This window comes from Vibrio gallaecicus (assembly GCF_024347495.1).
Classification (GTDB): domain Bacteria; phylum Pseudomonadota; class Gammaproteobacteria; order Enterobacterales; family Vibrionaceae; genus Vibrio; species Vibrio gallaecicus.
The window spans coordinates 808,564-830,438 of the sequence record NZ_AP025490.1 but is presented as its reverse complement, the minus strand read 5'-3'; the positions used below and the strand labels follow the sequence as shown (position 1 = coordinate 830,438).

The window sequence follows — 21,875 nt, the reverse complement described above, 5'->3', positions numbered from 1 at the left end:
AACGTTATTTAGACAAACCATAAGTCTTCTTAACTATACTCTTCGCTAGAGTAAAAGCTTTGCTGCGGTCGTGGCGGAATTGGTAGACGCACCAGATTTAGGTTCTGGCGCCGAGAGGTGTGAGAGTTCAAGTCTCTCCGACCGCACCATTATTTAGATGTCTTAAATGATATCACTGTTGGGCTATCGCCAAGCGGTAAGGCACTGGCTTTTGATGCCAGCATTCCCTGGTTCGAATCCAGGTAGCCCAGCCATTACAACGTTACTTAGACAAACCATAAGTCTTCTTAACTATACTCTTCGCTAGAGTAAAAGCTTTGCTGCGGTCGTGGCGGAATTGGTAGACGCACCAGATTTAGGTTCTGGCGCCGAGAGGTGTGAGAGTTCAAGTCTCTCCGACCGCACCATTATTTAGATGTCTTAGATGATATCACTGTTGGGCTATCGCCAAGCGGTAAGGCACTGGCTTTTGATGCCAGCATTCCCTGGTTCGAATCCAGGTAGCCCAGCCATTACAACGTTACTTAGACAAACCATAAGTCTTCTTAACTATACTCTTCGCTAGAGTAAAAGCTTTGCTGCGGTCGTGGCGGAATTGGTAGACGCACCAGATTTAGGTTCTGGCGCCGAGAGGTGTGAGAGTTCAAGTCTCTCCGACCGCACCATTATTTAGATGTCTTAGATGATATCACTGTTGGGCTATCGCCAAGCGGTAAGGCACTGGCTTTTGATGCCAGCATTCCCTGGTTCGAATCCAGGTAGCCCAGCCATTACAACGTTACTTAGACAAACCATAAGTCTTCTTAACTATACTCTTCGCTAGAGTAAAAGCTTTGCTGCGGTCGTGGCGGAATTGGTAGACGCACCAGATTTAGGTTCTGGCGCCGAGAGGTGTGAGAGTTCAAGTCTCTCCGACCGCACCATTATTTAGATGTCTTAGATGATATCACTGTTGGGCTATCGCCAAGCGGTAAGGCACTGGCTTTTGATGCCAGCATTCCCTGGTTCGAATCCAGGTAGCCCAGCCATTACAACGTTACTTAGACAAACCATAAGTCTTCTTAACTATACTCTTCGCTAGAGTAAAAGCTTTGCTGCGGTCGTGGCGGAATTGGTAGACGCACCAGATTTAGGTTCTGGCGCCGAGAGGTGTGAGAGTTCAAGTCTCTCCGACCGCACCATTATTTAGATGTCTTAGATGATATCACTGTTGGGCTATCGCCAAGCGGTAAGGCACTGGCTTTTGATGCCAGCATTCCCTGGTTCGAATCCAGGTAGCCCAGCCATTACAACGTTACTTAGACAAACCATAAGTCTTCTTAACTATACTCTTCACTAGAGTAAAAGCTTTGCTGCGGTCGTGGCGGAATTGGTAGACGCACCAGATTTAGGTTCTGGCGCCGAGAGGTGTGAGAGTTCAAGTCTCTCCGACCGCACCATTATTTGATAATGAATCTATTAGATTCATTATGGCTACTTAGCTCAGTTGGTTAGAGCACATCACTCATAATGATGGGGTCGCAGGTTCGAATCCCGCAGTAGCCACCATACAACGTTACTTAGGCAAACCATAAGTCTTCTTAACTATATACTCTTCACTAGGCTCTTTGCTTAGGTTAGAGGAAAGCTTTGCTGCGGTCGTGGCGGAATTGGTAGACGCACCAGATTTAGGTTCTGGCGCCGAGAGGTGTGAGAGTTCAAGTCTCTCCGACCGCACCATTATTTAATAATGTATCTATTAGATTCATTATGGCTACTTAGCTCAGTTGGTTAGAGCACATCACTCATAATGATGGGGTCGCAGGTTCGAATCCCGCAGTAGCCACCATACAACGTTACTTAGACAAACCATAAGTCTTCTTAACTATATACTCTTCACTAGGCTCTTTGCTTAGGTTAGAGGAAAGCTTTGCTGCGGTCGTGGCGGAATTGGTAGACGCACCAGATTTAGGTTCTGGCGCCGAGAGGTGTGAGAGTTCAAGTCTCTCCGACCGCACCATTATTAGAAACCCAGCTTTTAGCTGGGTTTTCTTCTATCTGGTATCTAGTAAATCTGTAATACATATCACTAATAATTCATATTTTTTTGCTCATCAACTATTACTTTTTAGTAGACAATAACGTTCACATACAAAAGAGTGAGCACTATGAAAAGTATCCCCCTAAATATCGGATGTTACACAGACTCCCCAAGTAAGAGTAAAGGTATCTACCAAGTAGTACTTGATTTAAAAACAGGTACACTTTCTGATCTTGAATTAGCGGTAGCCTGCAGAAACCCCTCTTTTGTACTTTCTACTAACCTAGGCTTATATGCCATTTCTGAAGTTGACCAGCAATCGAGTCCAAAACTGCTGCATATTCCTGAAGCACTCTCTTCAACCAAAGTAAACTCTAAAGCTATTTCTGGTGATCACCCATGCCATATTGCGATATCTTCGGATAGGAAATATATAATCACATCGCAATACTCATCCGGATCATTCGATATATTTAGTCTTAAGATCAATGGCAGTATCGATAAAAAACTATTAACTCTCTCACCTAGTGGGAAGGGACCACATCCAGATAGGCAAACAAGATCACACGCTCACCAATGTGTTTTTTTAGAATCTGAATCTCAGTTTGCAACCGTTGATTTAGGTGCTGATCAGATTTGTTTTTATTGCTTCGATGAAGAACAAGATGAGATTTTAAATCAACCAACCCAGATAATTAACGTCCCTCCTGGCAGTGGTCCTAGGCATTTAACATTCAATGATGCAGAAACTACATGTTATGTAGCTTGCGAATTATCTGAAACAATCTTAGTTCTGAGCAAAGAATATGGTTCTTGGAAGCAGATACAAGAAATAGACTCACTACAACAGGCAGCAAAAGGTGAAGCAGTAGCGGCGATAAAACTCTCACCGGACGGAAAGTTTTTGTATGTTTCAAACAGGCATCAATCAGAGATTAGTTGCTTTAAAATATGCGCACAGAGTCATAAACTTGATTTTATAGGTAGCTACTCTACTGAAGGGGAGTTCCCACGAGATTTCTTGATTACTCAAGATGGTAATTGGCTTGTTGCAGCTAACCAGCAATCAAACAATTTAACGTCATTTAAGATCGATAGAGAATCAGGCGCTCTTTGTTACACCCAGTCTTCACTCACTCTTGATGCTCCTGTTTGTATCTCAGGCTGATGCGTATGAAAAAGGAGAGCAAAGCGCTCTCCTTACAGTATCTCAAACAACTTTTATTAATTAAGCTTTAAAGACCTAAGGCATATTTTAATACCTTATCTTTAATAGGTCCTGACTGCTCCGCCACCTTTAACGCAGCGTTCCTCACGAATTTTAATGGTCCTATATCATTACTAAAGGTCTTATAGAAGAAATCCATTCCACCTTGCATCAGTAGATTATCTCCACGACGACGGGCTTGATACCGCCGTGCCACTAAATCAGATAAACCACCCTTCTCTTGGCTGGCTTCTAATAATACAGACACATCCTTAAAGCCTAAATTCACGCCCTGCCCTGCTAATGGGTTAATAGTATGAGCAGAATCTCCTACCAAAATGCAGTTATTTTTTGAGTATTGCTGAGCATGACGACGAGTAAGAGGGAAAGAGCCAGACTGAAGAACTTTAATTTCACCAAGTTCAGGTGGAAAATGAGACTTAATTTCAGATCTCAATTGCTCTTTACCCATATTAGAAAGCTGGCGAATTCTTGACGGCGAGTCATACCAAACCAAAGAACCTTGCCCTTGTAACTTTTCAGAAACCATTAGAGAAGGAAGGGGAAGAAAAGAGCGAGGTCCAGAAGAGGTAAATTGCTGCCAAGTAATATCTTGTTGGGGTAACTCTGTTGCAACATTGATTAGCATGCAATGTTGTCGATAGTCCCAAGCCGTAATGCCAATTCCGGCTTGCTGTCGAACGGCTGAGTTTGCACCATCTGCACCAACTACCCACTTCGCTGACAACCGAGCGCCTGATTGAAGCTTAACTATGTTGATTTCACCAAATTCAATCGTATCCAGTTTTTCAGGACACAAGAGTTCCAAATTATCGTAGGCGCTAAACTCAGCCCATAAACCTAATTGAATAAGCCGATTTTCTACAATATAGCCTAGACGTGGTAATTCTAAGGACTCAGCATCAAACCGTGTACGACACTCTGGATGTTCCCAAGTCTCTAAACGACTATACGAACATACACGCATTGACTCTATCGCGTCCCATGCGCCTAATTCATTGAGTAAGTCGACAGACGCTTGCGAGATAGCCGACACTCGAATATCCATTGGTTGTGATGCTTCAAAAGGCTTAGGAGACAAACCATCAACTACAGCAACCTTCATACCCTGTTTAGCAAAGCCTATTGCGGTTGCAGCGCCAACCATGCCACCACCAACTACTACAATGTCATAAGTATTCATATTGGTACTTTATCAATTTGATTTATTAACTGTTTTTAATTGTACGTTCTCATAACCAAATTGTAACCCAAAACCTTATCCTGCATATGGTCAAAGCCCTTACCTAGCCTGACGTTAAATAGATTTGAGCCAATCACTAGTCAGTAGGTTTTTAAACCAGTACAATACGCCGCTTGCCGCTGAGCAGCCAGCTGTGACAAAGAAATACACGAAGATTACAGTAAGGCTAAGCGGATATACACTGGGCGATTTGCTCCCTTAAATTAAACTAACGATCGAGCGAACAAAAAATGAGTAAGAAACTGCTAATTAAAACTTGGGGCTGTCAGATGAATGAATACGATTCATCAAAAATGGCCGACCTGCTTAACGCTGCAAATGGCTATGAGCTAACTGAAGTACCTGAGGAAGCAGACGTACTACTCCTGAATACTTGTTCTATCCGCGAAAAAGCGCAAGAAAAAGTATTCCACCAACTTGGTCGTTGGAAAACACTAAAAGATAAAAAAGAAGGTGTGGTAATCGGTGTGGGTGGCTGTGTTGCTACTCAAGAAGGTGATCACATCCGTCAGCGTGCACCATACGTAGACGTTATCTTTGGTCCACAAACTCTACACCGTCTGCCAGAAATGATTAAATCATCACTGTCTAATGAAAAGCCAGTAATGGATATTTCTTTCCCTGAGATTGAGAAGTTCGATAACCTTCCAGAACCAAAAGCGGACGGCGCAACTGCGTTCGTTTCTATCATGGAAGGTTGTTCTAAGTACTGCACTTACTGCGTTGTACCGTACACTCGTGGTGAAGAAGTTAGCCGTCCAATGGATGATGTACTCTTTGAAGTTGCTCAGTTAGCAGAACAAGGTGTACGTGAAGTTAACCTACTGGGTCAGAACGTAAACGCATACCGTGGTCCAACACACGAAGGTGACATCTGTACATTCGCAGAACTTCTTCGTCTCGTTGCTTCTATCGATGGCATCGACCGCATTCGTTTCACGACAAGCCACCCGCTTGAGTTTGGTGACGACATCATTGAAGTTTACAAAGACACTCCTGAGCTAGTGAGCTTCCTTCACCTACCAGTACAAAGTGGTAGTGACCGCATTCTTACTATGATGAAGCGTCCTCACACTGCAATCGAATACAAATCAATTATTCGTAAACTGCGTAAAGCTCGTCCTGGTATTCAAATCAGCTCGGACTTTATTGTTGGTTTCCCAGGTGAATCTAAGCAAGATTTCCAAGATACAATGAAGCTAATTAAAGAAGTTGATTTCGATATGAGCTTCAGCTTTGTTTTCTCTCCTCGCCCTGGCACGCCAGCAGCAGATTACCCGTGTGATGTTCCTGCACAAGAGAAAAAAGATCGCCTGTGGGAACTGCAACAGACAGTAAACACACAAGCTATGCGTTTCTCTCGTCTAATGCTAGACACAGAGCAGCGTATTCTTGTTGAAGGTCCATCAAGAAAGAACCTAATGGAGCTTCGTGGTCGTACAGAAAACAGCCGTGTTGTGAACTTCGAAGGTTCTGCTGATCTTATCGGTCAATTCGTAGATGTGAAGATCACAGAGGTATACACAAACTCGCTGCGCGGTGAGTTAGTTCGTACAGAAAAAGACATGGGTCTACGCGTTGTAATGACTCCAGCTGAAATGATGGAAAAAACAAAACGCGAAGACGAGCTAGGTGTAGCGACATTTACGCCATAGGCAATACAACTGTTTGAGCACAAAGCGCAAACACAAAGCTTGAAATTACCTAACTAAGTGACCATCTTAGAAATAGGGATATCACCATCAGAAGCCCGGTCTAAATCGGGCTTCTTGCTCTTTTTTTTATTTAAGAGTGAGTGGCACAAAATGAGAGGCTAATTTGAGCAATAAAATCGTTACCTTAGAGATAAATCTAGAGCCAGCAGACAACAAGCGCTTGGCAAGTTTATGCGGACCATTCGACGACAACATCAAGCACCTTGAGCGTCGTCTTGGTGTTGAGATTAATTACCGTAGCAACTTCTTCACAATTGTTGGTAAGCCTCACACCACAGCCGCAGCTTTAGACATCATCAAACACCTCTATGTTGAAACAGCTCCAGTTAAAGGCAACATAATCGATATCGAACCAGAACAAGTGCATCTGGCAGTCACCGAGTCTGGCATTTTGGAGCAACACGCTGAGTCTGAAATTGACTACGGTAAAGAAGTAACCATTAAGACTAAAAAAGGCGTGATCAAACCTCGTACGCCAAATCAAGCACAATACTTAATGAACATGGTCACCCATGACATCACCTTTGGTATTGGTCCTGCTGGTACAGGTAAAACTTACCTAGCCGTTGCAGCAGCTGTCGATGCACTTGAACGTCAAGAAGTTCGTCGAATTTTACTGACTCGCCCTGCTGTTGAAGCCGGAGAGAAACTTGGTTTTCTACCGGGTGATTTAAGCCAAAAAGTAGACCCATATTTACGTCCACTTTACGATGCTCTCTTTGAGATGCTTGGCTTCGAGCGTGTTGAGAAGCTGATTGAACGTAACGTGATTGAAGTTGCACCATTGGCTTACATGCGTGGTCGAACATTGAATGATGCATTTATCATTCTTGATGAGAGCCAGAACACCACGGTAGAACAGATGAAAATGTTCTTAACCCGTATCGGTTTTAACTCACGCGCGGTAATCACGGGTGATATCACTCAAATTGACTTACCTCGCGGCGCTAAGTCAGGTCTGCGCCACGCGACTGAAGTGCTTAGTGAAGTGGATGACATTAGCTTTAACTTCTTCATGTCTGAAGACGTCGTTCGCCACCCTGTGGTTGCTCGTATCGTCAACGCTTATGAAAAATGGGAAGCCAAAGATCAGAAAGAACGTAAAGAGACTGAAAAACGTCGACGTGAAGAACGTGAAGCAAAGTTAGTAGAAGCTCAAGCAGTACACGCTCAATCGGATATAAGTTCATAAACTGATCTAAAGATGATTAGCTCATTGATGATTAAAACTGAGAATGCGTCGATTTAGCATGAATCATAAATAAATCTATTCGTGGTTCATGGATCTTGTGATTTGGGATCTTAAAGTTTATAGAGCTTAAGGTTCATGAAATAACGAGCTTCCATGGACGTTACGTTACCGATTGATACAAAATATAAATCTGCAAAAGCAGAATAAAATGATAAAAGCTGGAACAAGGTGATACACAATGTCTATTGAACTAGATCTGCAACTTGCGGTCGAAAATGAACAAGATCTTCCAACAGAAAAAGATATACAACTTTGGCTAGATAAAACGATCACTGCATTTCAACCTGATGCTGAACTAACAGTTCGTATTGTTGATACTAAAGAAAGCCACCAGCTAAACCACGAATACCGTGGAAAAGATAAACCAACCAATGTGTTATCTTTTCCCTTTGAAGCGCCTCCGGGTTTTGAAATCGACCTACTTGGTGATCTTGTTATCTGTAAGCAGGTCGTCGAAAAAGAAGCTAAAGAGCAAAATAAGCCTCTGCTAGCACACTGGGCGCATATGATTGTACACGGCAGTCTCCATCTGCTAGGTTATGATCATATTGATGATGACGACGCTGAAGAGATGGAGTCACTCGAAACAGAAATCATGCAAGATATGGGTTTTGAAGACCCTTATATTCTAGAAAAGTAAATTGATTCTAGTAAAGTAAATTGCAGAGAAACAATAGCTCATCGAACTTATGGTAATCATAAGAGTCTGAGTTGTTATGTGTGCTATCACACATTTGATAGCGTTATTTTTTGAGAAATCATGAACGAAGGTATCCCCCCCTCATCTGAGGGAAGTAAAAAATCTGAAGGTCCGAGTAGAAAGTCCTTCTTTGAACGCCTAGGCCAACTATTTCAAGGTGAAGTAAAAGACCGCCAAGAGCTCGTAGATGTCATCCGCGACTCTGAAATTAATGACCTGATTGACCATGACACCCGAGATATGCTTGAAGGTGTAATGGAAATATCCGAGATGCGAGTACGCGATATTATGCTGCCTCGCTCTCAGATGGTTACAGTTGAACGCACCGATGATCTAGATACATTAATCGGTCTTCTTACTGATGCTCAACACTCTCGCTACCCAGTGATTAGTGAAGACAAAGACCATGTAGAAGGCATTCTATTAGCGAAGGACCTACTTAAGTATTTAGGCTCAGACAGTGCCCCATTCGACATAGAGCAAGTGATACGCCAAGCAGTGGTTGTTCCTGAAAGCAAGCGAGTAGATCGTTTGTTGAAAGAATTCCGCGAAGAGCGTTACCACATGGCTATCGTAGTCGATGAATTTGGCGGTGTTTCTGGTCTAGTAACCATTGAAGATATCCTCGAAGAAATCGTTGGTGAAATTGAAGACGAATTTGACGACGAAGAAGAACTCGATATTCGCAAGTTAAGTAAGCATACTTTTTCTGTAAAAGCTTTAACGACCATTGAAGAGTTTAACTCTACGTTCAATACGAGCTTCAGTGATGATGAAGTGGATACAGTGGGTGGTATGGTCATGACTGCATTTGGTCACTTACCTACTCGCGGTGAAATAGTAGAACTCGAACACTACCATTTCAAAGTTATGTCAGCAGATAATCGACGAGTCATCCAACTCCAAGTCACTATCCCTGACGAACAACCTCTTCCAACAGTCGAAGAATAACGAATTCTCTGTATCAAGAGACAAGAAAATTAGATGACTAAACTATTTACTCATCGCCTACTACGGTCGCTTGCGGCCGTTTTTGTTGGCGCTTTAACAATCCTCGCATTCGCTCCCTATCAAATCTGGCCTATTGCTATTCTTAGCCCTGCCTTGCTTTTATTCTTGATAAATAATCAAAGTGCTAGAAGTGCATTATGGATAGGCTATGCATGGGGATTTGGTCAATTCGCTTCTGGTATCAGCTGGGTTTATGTCAGCATTGATGGCTTTGGTGGAATGCCACTTGCCGCCAACCTTTTCTTAATGGCACTGCTTGTTGGCTACCTCGCTATTTACTCAGGGCTATTTTCTTGGGGGCTTAATCGATACTTCCCTAGCAATAATTTATCTCGCTTCTTTCTTGCAGCGCCTGCGTTATGGCTAATTACCGATTGGTTGCGCGGTTGGGTAATGACAGGCTTCCCGTGGCTCTGGCTGGGGTACAGCCAAATAGATGCACCGATGGGCTCATTTGCACCGATTGGCGGTGTTGAGTTAATCACACTCGCAATTATTATTTCTGCGTCAGCTATTACTTACAGCACCATAAATAAATCGTGGTCTCTACTTTTGATCCCTATGGTTATTTTAAGTACTGGTTTTGGCATCAGGAATGTTGAGTGGGTCACCCCAAATCCTGAGAAAACAACGTCTGTTGCGCTCATTCAAGGTAATGTCGACCAAGATTTGAAATGGTTACCAAGCCAACGCTGGCCAACCATAATGAAATATACAGATGCAAGTCGCCAAAATTGGGATGCTGACATCATCATTTGGCCAGAAGCAGCAATCCCCGCTTTTGAATTAGAAATACCATCATTTCTAAGTAATCTAGATAGCGCAGCTAAAATGAATAACAGCGCGATCATCACTGGGGTTTTGAATCAGTCAGATGACAGTAAATACTACAACAGTATTCTATCGTTAGGAGTTAATCCTTACGGTGACTACACTTACGATCCAAACGAACGTTACCACAAACACCACTTATTACCATTTGGAGAGTTTGTACCTTTTGAGGATATCTTGCGTCCGTTAGCACCATTCTTTAATTTGCCAATGTCGTCATTTAGCCGTGGGGATTTTGTCCAACAAAATGTAGTCGCGAATGGTCGCCATCTTGCTCCGGCTTTATGTTATGAGATCATATTTAATGAGCAAGTCAGACAAAATATTACGGATGACACAGATTTCATTCTGACTCTTTCTAATGACGCGTGGTTTGGTCGTTCTATCGGCCCCTTGCAGCATATGGAGATTGCAAGGATGAGAGCTTTAGAGCTAGGTAAGCCCCTAATACGATCTACCAATAATGGTGTGACGGCCGTAACTGATCACAAAGGTAAAATCATAGAACAAGTGCCACAGTTTGAAACCGCAATCTTAAAAGCGGAGTTAACCTCAACTGACGGACAAACTCCTTATCGAATAGTCGGTACCTGGCCTCTCTATATTTTGGTTGCTTTCAGTATGGTGATTGCTTTTATTAATCGTCGAAAAGAAACCCTAGCATAGAATGATCAAAAAACGGCTCCTAGTACATGGTCAAACCAAGTTCTAGGAGCCGTTTCTATATGCTTCGATTTATATCTGAACTCTTAGCTTCTGCATTTCTGCATTTCTGCATTTCTGCATTTCTGCATTTCTGCATTTCTGCATTTCTGCATTTCTGCATTTCTGCATTTCTGCATTTCTGCATTAAAATACTAAGGCTTTAAAGCTTTTCGAGTAAAGGCTGTTGAGTGACATTTCGTACATGGAATAATTTGCGTCGCATGGTTATAGTCGGTTTGGTGCCCGCATTCATCGCAAATTAACGTTCCTAAACCAATGACTTCCCCACTTTGGTACAAGCCTTGATGCTCTAGATCTTGGAAAAGCTCAACCCATTCAACTTTAGTCCTATCAGTAATATCGAGTAAACCCTGCCAAACTGAATCTGCAATCATCAAATAAAATGGACCACTTTTGCTCTCTTCATAGTTATCTGAGAACTCTTTAAGATCCGATTTAACATAAGCTGAAATGAGTGATATTTCATCTTTAGTCATGTCATTGGCGGCTTTAGCAAGCTGACTAGATGTCTCTAGCTTATTATTAAACTCTTCTGGGCTATGTTTGAGTGTCTCAATTACATCTTCCATTAACTCTTCATAAAGCGCTTTTTTCTTAGGCATAAGCCACCTCCATAGCATTGACTATTGTTGTACTACGTTCCTTTAGGTATTCTATGACGATCTGTAAGATTCTGTTCTAACCGAACTCACAAATTCCAAGATAACCGGATACCATCGATGCAAGAACAATATAACCCGCAAGAGATTGAACAAAAGGTTCAACAACACTGGGACAACAACGAAACCTTCGTTGTAAGTGAAGACCCAAATAAAGAAAAATTCTACTGTCTTTCTATGTTCCCTTACCCAAGTGGTCGACTGCACATGGGTCACGTGCGTAACTACACGATCGGTGATGTGGTATCTCGCTTCCAACGTCTACAAGGCAAAAACGTAATGCAACCTATCGGTTGGGATGCGTTTGGTCTACCTGCTGAAAACGCAGCAGTAAAAAACAAGACAGCTCCAGCACCATGGACTTATGAAAACATTGAGTACATGAAAAACCAGCTTAAGCTTCTAGGCTTTGGTTACGACTGGAAACGTGAATTCGCGACTTGTACACCTGAATACTACCGCTGGGAACAAGAGTTCTTCACTAAGCTTTACGAAAAAGGCTTAGTTTACAAGAAGACTTCTTCTGTTAACTGGTGCCCGAACGACCAAACTGTACTTGCAAACGAGCAAGTAGAAGACGGTTGCTGCTGGCGTTGTGACACTCCAGTAGAACAAAAGAAAATTCCACAGTGGTTCATTAAAATCACTGAGTACGCTCAAGAGCTACTAGACGATCTAGACAACCTTGAAGGTTGGCCTGAAATGGTTAAGACCATGCAGCGTAACTGGATCGGTCGCTCTGAAGGTGTTGAGCTATCTTTCGCTGTTAACGGTGAAGAAGCGCCACTAGAAGTGTACACAACTCGTCCTGATACATTAATGGGTGTTTCTTACGTAGGTATCGCTGCAGGTCACCCACTTGCAGAGAAAGCATCTCAAAACAACCCTGAGCTTGCAGCATTCGTTGAAGAATGTCGCAACACTAAAGTTGCTGAAGCTGAACTAGCAACGATGGAAAAGAAAGGTATGGATACTGGCTTAACAGCTATCCACCCTCTTAATGGTCGTGTTGTTCCTGTTTACGTAGCAAACTTCGTTCTTATGGATTACGGCACAGGTGCGGTAATGGCGGTTCCAGCTCACGATCAACGTGACTACGAATTCGCAACTAAGTACGGCATCGATATCATCCCAGTAATCAAACCTGAAGATGGTTCTGAACTAGACGTTTCTGAAGCGGCTTACACTGAAAAAGGTGTACTGTTCGATTCTGGTGAATTCGATGGTCTTGCGTTCCAAGAAGCATTTGATGCAATTGCTGCAAAGCTTGAAGCTGAAGGCAAAGGTAAGAAGACAGTAAACTTCCGCCTACGTGACTGGGGTGTTTCTCGTCAGCGTTACTGGGGCGCTCCAATCCCAATGGTAACGACTGAAGATGGTGAAGTTCACCCAGTACCTGCGGATCAACTACCAGTTATTCTTCCAGAAGACGTGGTAATGGATGGCGTAACTAGCCCAATCAAGGCAGACAAGTCTTGGGCTGAAACAACATTCAACGGCGAACCTGCTCTACGTGAGACAGACACCTTTGATACGTTCATGGAGTCTTCTTGGTACTACGCTCGTTACTGTTCACCACAAGCTGATGACATTCTAGATCCTGAGAAAGCAAACTACTGGCTGCCAGTTGACCAATACGTTGGTGGTATCGAGCACGCATGTATGCACCTGCTTTACTCTCGTTTCTTCCACAAGTTGCTACGCGATGCAGGTTACGTAACGTCTGACGAACCGTTCAAGCAACTACTATGTCAAGGCATGGTTCTAGCGGATGCGTTCTACCATGAGAACGAGAAAGGTACGAAAGAATGGATCGCACCGACTGACGTAACCGTTGAACGCGATGGTAAAGGTCGTATTGAATCAGCAGTTGATAACGAAGGTCGCAATGTTGAACACTCAGGCATGATCAAAATGTCTAAGTCGAAAAACAACGGTATCGACCCGCAAGAGATGGTAGACAAATACGGTGCAGATACCGTGCGTCTATTCATGATGTTTGCTTCTCCTGCAGACATGACTCTTGAATGGCAAGAGTCTGGCGTTGAAGGTGCTAACCGCTTCCTTAAACGTGTTTGGAAACTGGTTCACGCTCACTCTTCTAAAGGTGCTGCTGAATCTGTTGATCCTTCAGCTCTATCTGGTGATCAGAAAGCGCTTCGTCGTGACGTTCACAAGACTATTGCTAAAGTAACGGACGATATCGATCGTCGCCAAACGTTTAACACGGCAATCGCTGCAATCATGGAGTTAATGAACAAGCTTGCGAAGGCACCTCAAGAATCAGCACAAGATCGTGCAATCCTTGATGAAGCTCTAAAAGCAGTAGTTCGTATGCTTTACCCAATGACTCCACACATCTCTTACGAAATGTGGATTGCTTTAGGTGAATCAAACGTAGACTCAGCAACATGGCCAACTTTCGATGAAAAAGCGCTAGTTGAAGACGAGAAAACCATTGTTGTGATGATCAACGGTAAGCTACGTGCGAAACTGACTGTTGCAGCTGATGCAACGGAAGAGCAAGTTCGTGAGCTTGGTCTAAACGACGAGAATGCTAAGAAGTTCCTAGATGGCTTAACGATTCGTAAAGTTATCTTCGTACCAGGTAAGCTTCTTAATATCGTTGCTAACTAATCGTATTAAGCGAATTTAGTTAAACAGCTAAAAACGAACTTTATTCATTTTTAGCTGTCTTTAGACAGGGTATTTTATGCCCTGTCTACTTATTTAAGTGCTTTAAAACCAGCCAACGCAATAGCATTTAAAGCCCTTAAATAAGTATTCTACCTTCATGAGAGCCATAAAATAATGCGCCTGATTTCATTATCTTCATTCAAAGTTACTGCTATTGTTTTAACTGCCAGCTTGCTTAGTGCGTGTGGCTTCCACTTACGTGGCGACTATTCAGTGCCAGAAGAACTCAATAAGATCTCAGTATCTAGCTACGATCAATACAGTACTTTCACTCGTATGGTCAAAGGTCAACTGCGTATGAATGATGTAGATATTGTTTCACCATCAAGTACAACACCAAACCTACATCTGATCAGTGAAGCTATTAGCGAGCGTACTTTATCCCTTTACCAAAATACCCGAGCGGCAGAAAAAGAGCTGACATTTAATGCTTCTTACCGCGTGACAATCCCTGATCTTGGTGAAAAAACATTCTCAACAAGTGTGACTCGTAGTTACCTAGATAACCCATTAACTGCCCTAGCTAAATCTGAAGAACGCGACATGATTGAAGATGAAATGCGTAAATTAGCGGCTAGCCAGCTTCTTCGTCAGATGGCACGCTTAAAAGCTAACATTGCTGCGAATGAAATGAACTTAGAAGAACTTGAACAGATACAAGTTAAAGAGCTAGAAAAGCAGTACAACATTAAAAATGTTGAGGTAACGCCTAGTTCAACTGAATCAGTTCAGTAATAGGCGAAATTAATGCGTATTTTTGCCGACCGCTTAACCGAACAGCTGAATAAACAACTAAGCCGTGTTTACCTTATCTTTGGGAATGAGCCCCTGCTACTTCAAGAAAGTCGAGAAGCTATCCAAACAGTGGCAAAGCAGCAAGGCTTTGACGAACGTCATAGGTTTGCAATTGATAACAGCATGGACTGGAATCAAGTATACGACTGCACCCAAGCACTAAGTTTGTTTTCCAGCCGTCAGATCATTGAGTTAGAGTTGCCTGAATCTGGTGTAAATGCATCTATTGCAAAAGAGCTACTCGCACTATCCGATCATATACACGACGATATTATGCTCATTGTGGTCGGGACTAAACTGACAAAAGCTCAAGAGAACGCGAAATGGTTTAAAGCCTTATCGAACCAAGGTCATTGGGTCAGCTGTTTAACACCCGATGCTCAGCGTCTACCTCAATTTGTTCAGACTCGGTGCCGCGCTATAGGTTTATCTCCTGATGCTGAAGCCACTCAAATGCTGGCACAATGGCACGAAGGCAACCTATTTGCACTCACTCAAAGCTTAGAAAAATTAGCGCTTCAATACCCAGATGGTCAGCTCACTCTTGTCCGATTAGAAGAATCTCTCAGTAGGCACAACCATTTCACACCTTTTCACTGGATAGATGCACTTCTTTCTGGAAAAGGAAACCGTGCTCAGCGTATACTCCGCCAACTTGAAGCTGAGGGCGTAGAAGCTGTGATTTTACTGCGTAGCCTGCAAAGAGAGCTAACTCTTCTTTTGCAAATGCAGCAGCAATTGAAACAGATGCCAATTGGACAAGTATTTGATAAGTACCGTATATGGCAATCTAAAAAATCGCTTTATAACGCAGCGCTAACAAGGGTGTCGCATAAACAACTACACTCACTGTTTGCTTTGCTAACCCAAGCTGAATTGTATGCAAAAACGCAATACGAACATTCTCCTTGGCCACTAATTCATCAATTGAGCGTGGAGTTTTGTCTCCCATCAGCTTCGATACCATACCCAGCTTAAAAGCATGGTATGATCCAAACAACATTGTATTAAGATTTAAGGAACACCAAGTGTTACGTGAAGAATTAAAAGATTTTCTTGCTGATAAAGCCGACGACATGAAAGCCGAGTCTATTGTTACTATTGACGTAGAAGGCAAATCAAGCGTTACAGATTTCATGATCGTTTGTACTGGAACATCAAAACGTCACGTAGCTTCCATTGCACAGCACGTTGCAGATGAAGTGAAGAAAGCAGGTCTTGATCCTCTAGGTATGGATGGAGAAAAAGAAGGTGAGTGGGTTGTACTAGACATGGGTACAAGCATGCTTCACGTAATGCAAGCAGAGCACCGTGAGCTATACCAACTAGAAAAGCTTTGGGGCTAAGTTTTGAAGATACAGCTAATCGCAGTTGGCACTAAAATGCCCAAATGGGTTGAAGAAGGCTTTCAAGAATATCGCCGACGCTTCCCACACGATATGCCACTTGAGCTAATTGAAATCACAGCTGGCAAACGCGGAAAAAATGCGGATATTGCTCGTATCTTACAAAAAGAAGGAGAAGCAATGCTAGCCGCAGTACCTAAAGGCAACCGCATTGTGACTCTGGATATCCCGGGTAAGAAGTGGGACACTCCACAACTTGCAGAACAACTTGAAAACTGGAAATTAGACGCTCGAGATGTGTCTATTTTGATTGGTGGTCCAGAAGGGCTGTCTCCTGCATGTAAAGCAGCAGCAGATCAAAGCTGGTCTCTTTCTGCACTAACGCTTCCACACCCTTTAGTGCGCGTTATTATGGCAGAAAGCTTATACCGAGCTTGGAGTATCACAGCCAATCATCCGTATCACAGAGAATAGGCTTTAATGTTACGCAGACGTAGCCAAATCCGTGATTACAAAGCAGAAGCACGACTATTTACTAGCCGTGCTTTTGTTGCGTTTATAGGCATTGTAATCATGATGGGCACCTTGGTTGCCAACTTGTACAATATCCAAGTCAACCAATACCAAGACTATAAAACGCGCTCAAATGACAACCGCATAAAAGTTGTCCCTATCGCCCCCAACCGCGGGCTTATTTACGATCGTAATGGGGTTTTATTAGCAGAAAACCGCCCTGTTTTTAACCTAGAACTCACCCCTGAAAAAATTAAGAATATGGACGAAACACTCGTTCGTCTTCAAGCTCTTCTCGATATCACTCCTGAACGTATTGAACGCTTTAAAGAACGACGTTATTCACGCCGCTTTAAATCTGTCCCATTACTTACTCAGCTAACAGAAAAACAAGTGGCCGTATTTTCTGTTAATCAACACAAATTTCCAGGCGTAGAAGTGACGGGCACTTTGAAACGTTTCTATCCATTCGGGGATGTACTGACACACGTTATTGGCTATGTTTCTCGTATCAATGATCGCGATATTCAACGATTAGTGAGGGAAGAAAAAGATGCGAATTACAAAGCGACTCGAGACATCGGTAAGCTTGGTATCGAGCGTTACTACGAAGATATGCTACATGGTACGGCTGGCTATCAAGAAGTCGAAGTAAACAGCCGTGGTCGAGTGATTCGTACCTTAAAATTTGTCCCTGCGATTCCGGGTAAAGATATTGTCTTAAACTTAGATATCGACTTACAGCTTTACGTTCACAAACTATTAGATGGTCGAAGAGGCTCAGCCGTTGTCCTTGATCCAAAAGATAACGGTGTTTTAGCGATGGTTTCTAGCCCAAGCTACGATCCAAATGCTTTTGTGCATGGTATCTCAAGTAAAAACTACAATGCCCTGCTAACTGACAATAACCGTCCATTAGTAAACAGAGCGACACTTGGCATCTACCCTCCTGCTTCAACGATTAAACCGTTCATCGCAGTGGCGGCACTTCAAGAAGGCGTGATTACTCCTAAAACGACTCGTAATGATCCAGGCTACTGGAAAATCCCAAACTCTAAAACTAAGCCATTTAGAGACTGGTTACGTTGGGGGCACGGTGTTGTTGATATAAGAAAAGCAATTGAAGAATCTGTAGATACTTTCTTTTACCAAATCGCTTTTGATATGGGTATTGACCGCATATCTTCTTGGATGATGATGTTTGGTTTCGGTGATTACACCGGCATTGATATTTACGAAGAAAGCAAAGCTAATATGCCGACTCGTGATTGGAAAATGGCGAGGCACCGCACACCTTGGTATCAAGGTGATACAATCCCTGTAGGTATAGGGCAGGGTTATTGGACGGCAACCCCAATGCAAATAGCAAAAGCAACATCAGTACTCGTTAACGATGGTACTGTTATTGCCCCTCACCTATTGCGCTCAACTATCGAAAATAGCCAGGCATTTACTACACAGCAATTATCAGAAGTAGAGACTTATCCGCCAGTTTCAGGGGTACCTCAAACATACTGGAATATAGCCAAAGACGGCATGATGCTGGTTAACCATGGTAAGAAAGGAACAGCCCGTCGATCTTTCCAAAAAATGTCGTACATAACGGCAGGTAAATCCGGCACAGCGCAAGTCTTCGGACTAAAAGAAGATGAAGAGTATAACGCTGATGAAATAGCAGAACATCTGCGAGACCACGCTTTATTTACTGGCTTTGCTCCACTTGAAGATCCCCAAGCGATCGTTACCATCGTTCTTGAAAACGCTGGCGGAGGCTCCTCAAACGGTGGACCAGTGGTAAGACGAATATTCGACCATATTATTCTTGGCTCAGATAAAGCCAAAGATAAGGCAACAAAATAATGAAACTTGATCCTTCAACAGGGCAAAACCGAGCTTTATTTGAACGGTTCCATATCGATCTCCCATTGTTACTTGGCATCCTTGTTCTGATGGGATTCGCGTTACTAATAATGTATAGCGCCAGTGGTCAAAGTTTAGCAATGATGGACCGCCAAGCCATGCGAATGGCTCTATCTCTAGGCGTGATGCTAATACTGGCTCAAATCCCTCCGCGGACGTATGAAACTCTTGCTCCTATCTTATTTGCTGGTGGCATTATTTTACTGCTAGGGGTTCTATTTTTTGGTGAAGCATCAAAAGGAGCACAGCGCTGGTTGAATCTAGGGTTTGTTCGTTTTCAGCCATCTGAACTCCTCAAACTTGCCGTTCCTTTAATGCTTGCACGCTTTATCGGTAAACGAGCTTTACCACCAACATTGCAAACTTTGGCTATCTCTTTAGTGATGGTTTGTGTACCCACGATATTAATTGCAAAACAGCCCGATCTTGGTACATCAATTCTAATCGCAGCGTCAGGTATTTTCGTTATTTTCTTAGCTGGGATTAGCTGGAAAATAATCACTGGTGCCGCCTTGGCTTTAGGGGCATTTGTCCCTGTTTTATGGTTCTTCTTGATGAGGGAATACCAAAAAGTACGTGTGAGAACATTGTTTGACCCTGAATCTGACCCTCTAGGCGCGGGATATCACATTATTCAAAGTAAAATTGCGATTGGATCTGGAGGAATTTCAGGAAAAGGTTGGCTGCAAGGCACTCAATCACAATTGGAGTTTTTACCTGAGCGACATACCGACTTTATTTTTGCCGTTATTGCTGAAGAATGGGGAATGGTTGGGATCTTATTTTTACTTTCTATCTACTTATTTATCATTGGTCGAGGGTTAATTCTTGCTAGCCAGGCACAAACCGCTTTTGGTCGCATGATGGCAGGTAGTATTGTATTGAGCTTCTTTGTTTATATTTTTGTAAATATTGGCATGGTAAGCGGCATTCTTCCGGTAGTCGGTGTTCCACTACCATTAGTCAGTTACGGAGGTACCTCTATGGTTACCTTAATGGCTGGTTTTGGCATATTGATGTCAATTCATACACACAGAAAAGCATTTTCAAAGGCAACTTAATCCATGCTATTAAAAAAATCGTCTGCTAAACAATGGGCGGCAATTTCAGGTTTGGTCATTTTAATCAACGGTTGTTCTGCACCGTCAGGTCGCTACTCGATTGATTCAGATATTGCACCTGACGCACCAATTTCAGTCGAACACTTAGAAGATGCTCACCCGAAATATGAACCTTATAGCCTGGGTGGAAATACAAATTACACTCTCCGAGGCAGTAATTACACCATAGTAAAAGATACAAAAGGCTTTACAGAAGAAGGTAGAGCGTCTTGGTACGGTGAAAAATTTCATGGGCACCTCACTTCAAATGGTGAGATTTATGACATGTACTCAATGTCAGCAGCTCATAAAACTTTACCTATTCCAAGCTATGTAAAAGTGACCAACACCGATAATGGAAAAACAACCATCGTACGTGTGAATGACCGAGGTCCATTTCACGAAGGCAGGATCATTGACCTAAGTTACGCAGCGGCGTATAAGTTAGACGTATTAAAAACGGGCACAGCCAACGTTAAAATTGAAGTCATTACTGTTGAGATGCCGACTGATGCAAAGAAGAAAGCAGCTCTACCGCAATACATTATTCAAATAGCTACATCACCTCATAAAGAACGAACTGAACGTTTGGCTATCGATATGAGTGAAAAACTGTCAGTTGGAAGCTTTGTACAATCGGAAAGTGGCAAGCATAGACTCATGCTAGGTCCATTTCATGACTATGCGCTAACCCAAGAAACGCTAGAACAAGTTAAAGTAGCCGGCTATCCGTCAGCTTTCATCAAAAAACAAACTATGGCGCGTCAATAATCAAGAACAACTTCTGGCATTACCTTCACTGGTGTGACAGAGTGATTCTGGTAAGATACCGTCAGTTAACCAAAAAATTGCATTCAAAATGACTAATACTACTAAAATTGTTAAATCTATTTTCGCTACTTCCGTTGCCCTTTCTGCAACTTTAGCTTCATCGTCATTCGCAGCACCAATAGTAACGCCTGATGCGCCTCAAATTGCAGCTAAAGGTTTTGTTCTAATGGATTACCATTCAGGTAAAATTCTTGCTGAAAAGGAGATGAACACTAAGCTTTCTCCAGCTAGCTTAACTAAGATGATGACTAGCTACGTAATCGGTCAAGAACTGGAACGTGGCAACATCAACCTAACGGATGATGTTGTTATCAGTGAAAATGCTTGGGCAAAAAACTTCCCTGATTCATCAAAAATGTTCATCGAAGTGGGCACAACAGTAAAAGTTGATGACCTAAACCGCGGTATCATCATTCAATCAGGTAACGATGCTTGTGTAGCAATGGCTGAACACATTGCAGGCTCTGAAGATGCATTTGTCGATTTAATGAATGCGTGGGCAAGTTCAATTGGCATGAAAGATACGAATTTTGCCAATGTTCACGGTCTAGATAACGATAACCTATACTCGACTCCTTATGATATGGCTTTGCTTGGTCAAGCGTTAATCCGTGATGTTCCAGACGAATACCGTATCTACTCAGAGAAAAAATACACATACAACGGCATTACTCAATACAACCGAAATGGTTTGTTATGGGATAAGAGCATGAACGTTGACGGTATCAAAACCGGTCATACAAGTAATGCAGGCTACAGCTTAGTAAGCTCTGCCACTGAAGGTAAAATGCGCCTAGTTGCAGTTGTTATGGGTACGAAAAACGCAAACGCTCGTAAAACAGAAAGCAAAAAGCTACTTAGCTATGGCTTCCGTTTCTTCGAAACAGTTGCACCTCACAAAGCTGGCGAAACATTCGTTGATGAGAAGATCTGGATGGGTAACAAAGACACGCTTGCTCTAGGTGTCGATGAAGATACATTTGTGACTCTACCTCGCGGTCAAGCTAAAAACCTTAAAGCAAGCTTTGTACTTGAGAAAGAGCTTGAAGCTCCAATTAGCAAAGGTACGCAAGTTGGTAAGCTATACTACCAAGTAGATGGCGAAGATGTAGCTGAGTACCCATTACTAGCTTTAGAAGATGTTGAACAAGGTAGCTTATTTAGCCGTCTTTGGGACTACCTAGTTCTTCTATTCAAGGGCTTGTTCTAAATAAAGTTACTTAAGTTCACTCTAGTAATTTAAACAAAAGCCGCCAAATGCGGCTTTTGTTGATCTTGAGTTCAATGA

General features: G+C 42.7%; 17 protein-coding genes and 15 tRNA genes. 30 read left to right on the top strand and 2 right to left on the bottom strand.

Going from position 1 to position 21,875, the window contains the following annotated elements:
* Window positions 1-64 precede the first annotated feature (64 nt).
* The 16 genes from OCU78_RS03720 (at window position 65) to OCU78_RS03645 (ending at window position 3,188) form a co-directional block, all read left to right on the top strand.
* Window positions 65-149: transfer RNA gene (locus tag OCU78_RS03720), tRNA-Leu, on the top strand.
* 30 nt (window positions 150-179) lie between these two features.
* Window positions 180-254, top strand: a tRNA-Gln gene (locus OCU78_RS03715).
* A gap of 68 nt (window positions 255-322) precedes the next feature.
* Window positions 323-407: transfer RNA gene (locus OCU78_RS03710), tRNA-Leu, on the top strand.
* A 30-nt stretch (window positions 408-437) separates the two neighbouring features.
* A tRNA-Gln gene (locus OCU78_RS03705) sits at window positions 438-512 on the top strand.
* A gap of 68 nt (window positions 513-580) precedes the next feature.
* Window positions 581-665 (top strand) — tRNA-Leu (locus OCU78_RS03700).
* Window positions 666-695: 30 nt separating this feature from the next.
* A tRNA-Gln gene (locus tag OCU78_RS03695) sits at window positions 696-770 on the top strand.
* A gap of 68 nt (window positions 771-838) precedes the next feature.
* Window positions 839-923: transfer RNA gene (locus OCU78_RS03690), tRNA-Leu, on the top strand.
* 30 nt (window positions 924-953) lie between these two features.
* A tRNA-Gln gene (locus tag OCU78_RS03685) sits at window positions 954-1,028 on the top strand.
* 68 nt (window positions 1,029-1,096) lie between these two features.
* Window positions 1,097-1,181 (top strand) — tRNA-Leu (locus OCU78_RS03680).
* A 30-nt stretch (window positions 1,182-1,211) separates the two neighbouring features.
* Window positions 1,212-1,286 (top strand) — tRNA-Gln (locus OCU78_RS03675).
* Window positions 1,287-1,354: 68 nt separating this feature from the next.
* Window positions 1,355-1,439: transfer RNA gene (locus tag OCU78_RS03670), tRNA-Leu, on the top strand.
* A 32-nt stretch (window positions 1,440-1,471) separates the two neighbouring features.
* Window positions 1,472-1,548, top strand: a tRNA-Met gene (locus OCU78_RS03665).
* Window positions 1,549-1,634: 86 nt separating this feature from the next.
* Window positions 1,635-1,719 (top strand) — tRNA-Leu (locus OCU78_RS03660).
* A gap of 32 nt (window positions 1,720-1,751) precedes the next feature.
* Window positions 1,752-1,828: transfer RNA gene (locus OCU78_RS03655), tRNA-Met, on the top strand.
* A gap of 86 nt (window positions 1,829-1,914) precedes the next feature.
* A tRNA-Leu gene (locus tag OCU78_RS03650) sits at window positions 1,915-1,999 on the top strand.
* Between the two features lie 148 nt (window positions 2,000-2,147).
* Window positions 2,148-3,188, top strand: coding sequence for a lactonase family protein (locus OCU78_RS03645; RefSeq protein ID WP_137374863.1), 1,041 nt, complete (start codon window positions 2,148-2,150; stop codon window positions 3,186-3,188).
* A 67-nt stretch (window positions 3,189-3,255) separates the two neighbouring features.
* Here the strand turns inward: OCU78_RS03645 and OCU78_RS03640 are convergent, their stop codons facing one another.
* Window positions 3,256-4,431, bottom strand: coding sequence for a 2-octaprenyl-3-methyl-6-methoxy-1,4-benzoquinol hydroxylase (locus OCU78_RS03640; protein WP_137374864.1), 1,176 nt, complete (start codon window positions 4,429-4,431; stop codon window positions 3,256-3,258).
* 290 nt (window positions 4,432-4,721) lie between these two features.
* Between OCU78_RS03640 and miaB the strand changes: the two genes are divergently transcribed.
* The 5 genes from miaB (at window position 4,722) to lnt (ending at window position 10,666) form a co-directional block, all read left to right on the top strand.
* Window positions 4,722-6,146 carry a tRNA (N6-isopentenyl adenosine(37)-C2)-methylthiotransferase MiaB gene (miaB, locus tag OCU78_RS03635; protein ID WP_137374865.1) on the top strand — a complete coding sequence of 475 codons (1,425 nt, stop codon included), beginning with the start codon at window positions 4,722-4,724 and terminating at the stop codon, window positions 6,144-6,146.
* 163 nt (window positions 6,147-6,309) lie between these two features.
* Window positions 6,310-7,398 carry a PhoH family protein gene (locus OCU78_RS03630; RefSeq protein WP_137374866.1) on the top strand — a complete coding sequence of 363 codons (1,089 nt, stop codon included), beginning with the start codon at window positions 6,310-6,312 and terminating at the stop codon, window positions 7,396-7,398.
* A gap of 238 nt (window positions 7,399-7,636) precedes the next feature.
* Window positions 7,637-8,098: an rRNA maturation RNase YbeY gene (gene ybeY / locus OCU78_RS03625; RefSeq protein ID WP_137374867.1), complete on the top strand. Its 462-nt coding sequence runs from the start codon at window positions 7,637-7,639 to the stop codon at window positions 8,096-8,098.
* A gap of 120 nt (window positions 8,099-8,218) precedes the next feature.
* On the top strand, window positions 8,219-9,109 hold the full coding sequence (gene corC, locus OCU78_RS03620) for a CNNM family magnesium/cobalt transport protein CorC (protein ID WP_137374868.1): 891 nt from the start codon (window positions 8,219-8,221) through the stop codon (window positions 9,107-9,109).
* A gap of 33 nt (window positions 9,110-9,142) precedes the next feature.
* Window positions 9,143-10,666: an apolipoprotein N-acyltransferase gene (gene lnt, locus OCU78_RS03615; protein WP_137374869.1), complete on the top strand. Its 1,524-nt coding sequence runs from the start codon at window positions 9,143-9,145 to the stop codon at window positions 10,664-10,666.
* A gap of 191 nt (window positions 10,667-10,857) precedes the next feature.
* On the opposite strand, the gene OCU78_RS03610 is transcribed toward lnt, so the two are convergent.
* Window positions 10,858-11,328: a zinc ribbon-containing protein gene (locus OCU78_RS03610; RefSeq protein ID WP_137374870.1), complete on the bottom strand. Its 471-nt coding sequence runs from the start codon at window positions 11,326-11,328 to the stop codon at window positions 10,858-10,860.
* A gap of 117 nt (window positions 11,329-11,445) precedes the next feature.
* Between OCU78_RS03610 and leuS the strand changes: the two genes are divergently transcribed.
* From leuS to OCU78_RS03565, 9 genes are all read left to right on the top strand, one after another.
* Complete coding sequence (leuS, locus tag OCU78_RS03605; RefSeq protein ID WP_137374871.1) at window positions 11,446-14,022, top strand: leucine--tRNA ligase; 2,577 nt, start codon at window positions 11,446-11,448, stop codon at window positions 14,020-14,022.
* A gap of 174 nt (window positions 14,023-14,196) precedes the next feature.
* Entirely contained in the window at window positions 14,197-14,817 is a 621-nt protein-coding gene (locus OCU78_RS03600; RefSeq protein WP_137374872.1) for an LPS-assembly lipoprotein LptE, read from the top strand.
* 12 nt (window positions 14,818-14,829) lie between these two features.
* Window positions 14,830-15,855, top strand: coding sequence for a DNA polymerase III subunit delta (gene holA, locus OCU78_RS03595; protein ID WP_137374873.1), 1,026 nt, complete (start codon window positions 14,830-14,832; stop codon window positions 15,853-15,855).
* Window positions 15,856-15,905: 50 nt separating this feature from the next.
* Complete coding sequence (gene rsfS / locus OCU78_RS03590) at window positions 15,906-16,223, top strand: ribosome silencing factor (RefSeq protein WP_137374874.1); 318 nt, start codon at window positions 15,906-15,908, stop codon at window positions 16,221-16,223.
* Between the two features lie 3 nt (window positions 16,224-16,226).
* Window positions 16,227-16,697 (top strand): 23S rRNA (pseudouridine(1915)-N(3))-methyltransferase RlmH, encoded by a 471-nt coding sequence (rlmH, locus tag OCU78_RS03585; protein WP_137374875.1) that lies wholly within the window; start codon window positions 16,227-16,229, stop codon window positions 16,695-16,697.
* Between the two features lie 6 nt (window positions 16,698-16,703).
* Window positions 16,704-18,596, top strand: a complete 1,893-nt coding sequence (mrdA, locus tag OCU78_RS03580) for a penicillin-binding protein 2 (protein ID WP_137374876.1) — start codon at window positions 16,704-16,706, stop codon at window positions 18,594-18,596.
* Window positions 18,596-19,717, top strand: a complete 1,122-nt coding sequence (gene rodA, locus OCU78_RS03575) for a rod shape-determining protein RodA (RefSeq protein WP_137374877.1) — start codon at window positions 18,596-18,598, stop codon at window positions 19,715-19,717. The genes mrdA and rodA overlap by 1 nt, the downstream gene beginning before the upstream one ends.
* A 3-nt stretch (window positions 19,718-19,720) precedes the next feature.
* Window positions 19,721-20,527, top strand: a complete 807-nt coding sequence (locus OCU78_RS03570; protein ID WP_137374878.1) for a septal ring lytic transglycosylase RlpA family protein — start codon at window positions 19,721-19,723, stop codon at window positions 20,525-20,527.
* Between the two features lie 88 nt (window positions 20,528-20,615).
* Entirely contained in the window at window positions 20,616-21,797 is a 1,182-nt protein-coding gene (locus OCU78_RS03565) for a serine hydrolase (protein WP_137374879.1), read from the top strand.
* Window positions 21,798-21,875: the final 78 nt, after the last annotated feature.

Bases quoted from the DNA above. Each gene is read 5' to 3' on its own strand.
- OCU78_RS03640 (WP_137374864.1), bottom strand. From the start codon at position 4,431: ATGAATACTTATGACATTGTAGTAGTTGGTGGTGGCATGGTTGGCGCT.
- OCU78_RS03565 (WP_137374879.1), top strand. From the start codon at position 20,616: ATGACTAATACTACTAAAATTGTTAAATCTATTTTCGCTACTTCCGTT.
- OCU78_RS03610 (WP_137374870.1), bottom strand. From the start codon at position 11,328: ATGCCTAAGAAAAAAGCGCTTTATGAAGAGTTAATGGAAGATGTAATT.
- miaB (WP_137374865.1), top strand. From the start codon at position 4,722: ATGAGTAAGAAACTGCTAATTAAAACTTGGGGCTGTCAGATGAATGAA.
- OCU78_RS03645 (WP_137374863.1), top strand. From the start codon at position 2,148: ATGAAAAGTATCCCCCTAAATATCGGATGTTACACAGACTCCCCAAGT.
- rodA (WP_137374877.1), top strand. From the start codon at position 18,596: ATGAAACTTGATCCTTCAACAGGGCAAAACCGAGCTTTATTTGAACGG.
- mrdA (WP_137374876.1), top strand. From the start codon at position 16,704: ATGTTACGCAGACGTAGCCAAATCCGTGATTACAAAGCAGAAGCACGA.
- OCU78_RS03600 (WP_137374872.1), top strand. From the start codon at position 14,197: ATGCGCCTGATTTCATTATCTTCATTCAAAGTTACTGCTATTGTTTTA.
- OCU78_RS03570 (WP_137374878.1), top strand. From the start codon at position 19,721: ATGCTATTAAAAAAATCGTCTGCTAAACAATGGGCGGCAATTTCAGGT.
- leuS (WP_137374871.1), top strand. From the start codon at position 11,446: ATGCAAGAACAATATAACCCGCAAGAGATTGAACAAAAGGTTCAACAA.
- corC (WP_137374868.1), top strand. From the start codon at position 8,219: ATGAACGAAGGTATCCCCCCCTCATCTGAGGGAAGTAAAAAATCTGAA.
- holA (WP_137374873.1), top strand. From the start codon at position 14,830: ATGCGTATTTTTGCCGACCGCTTAACCGAACAGCTGAATAAACAACTA.
- lnt (WP_137374869.1), top strand. From the start codon at position 9,143: ATGACTAAACTATTTACTCATCGCCTACTACGGTCGCTTGCGGCCGTT.
- ybeY (WP_137374867.1), top strand. From the start codon at position 7,637: ATGTCTATTGAACTAGATCTGCAACTTGCGGTCGAAAATGAACAAGAT.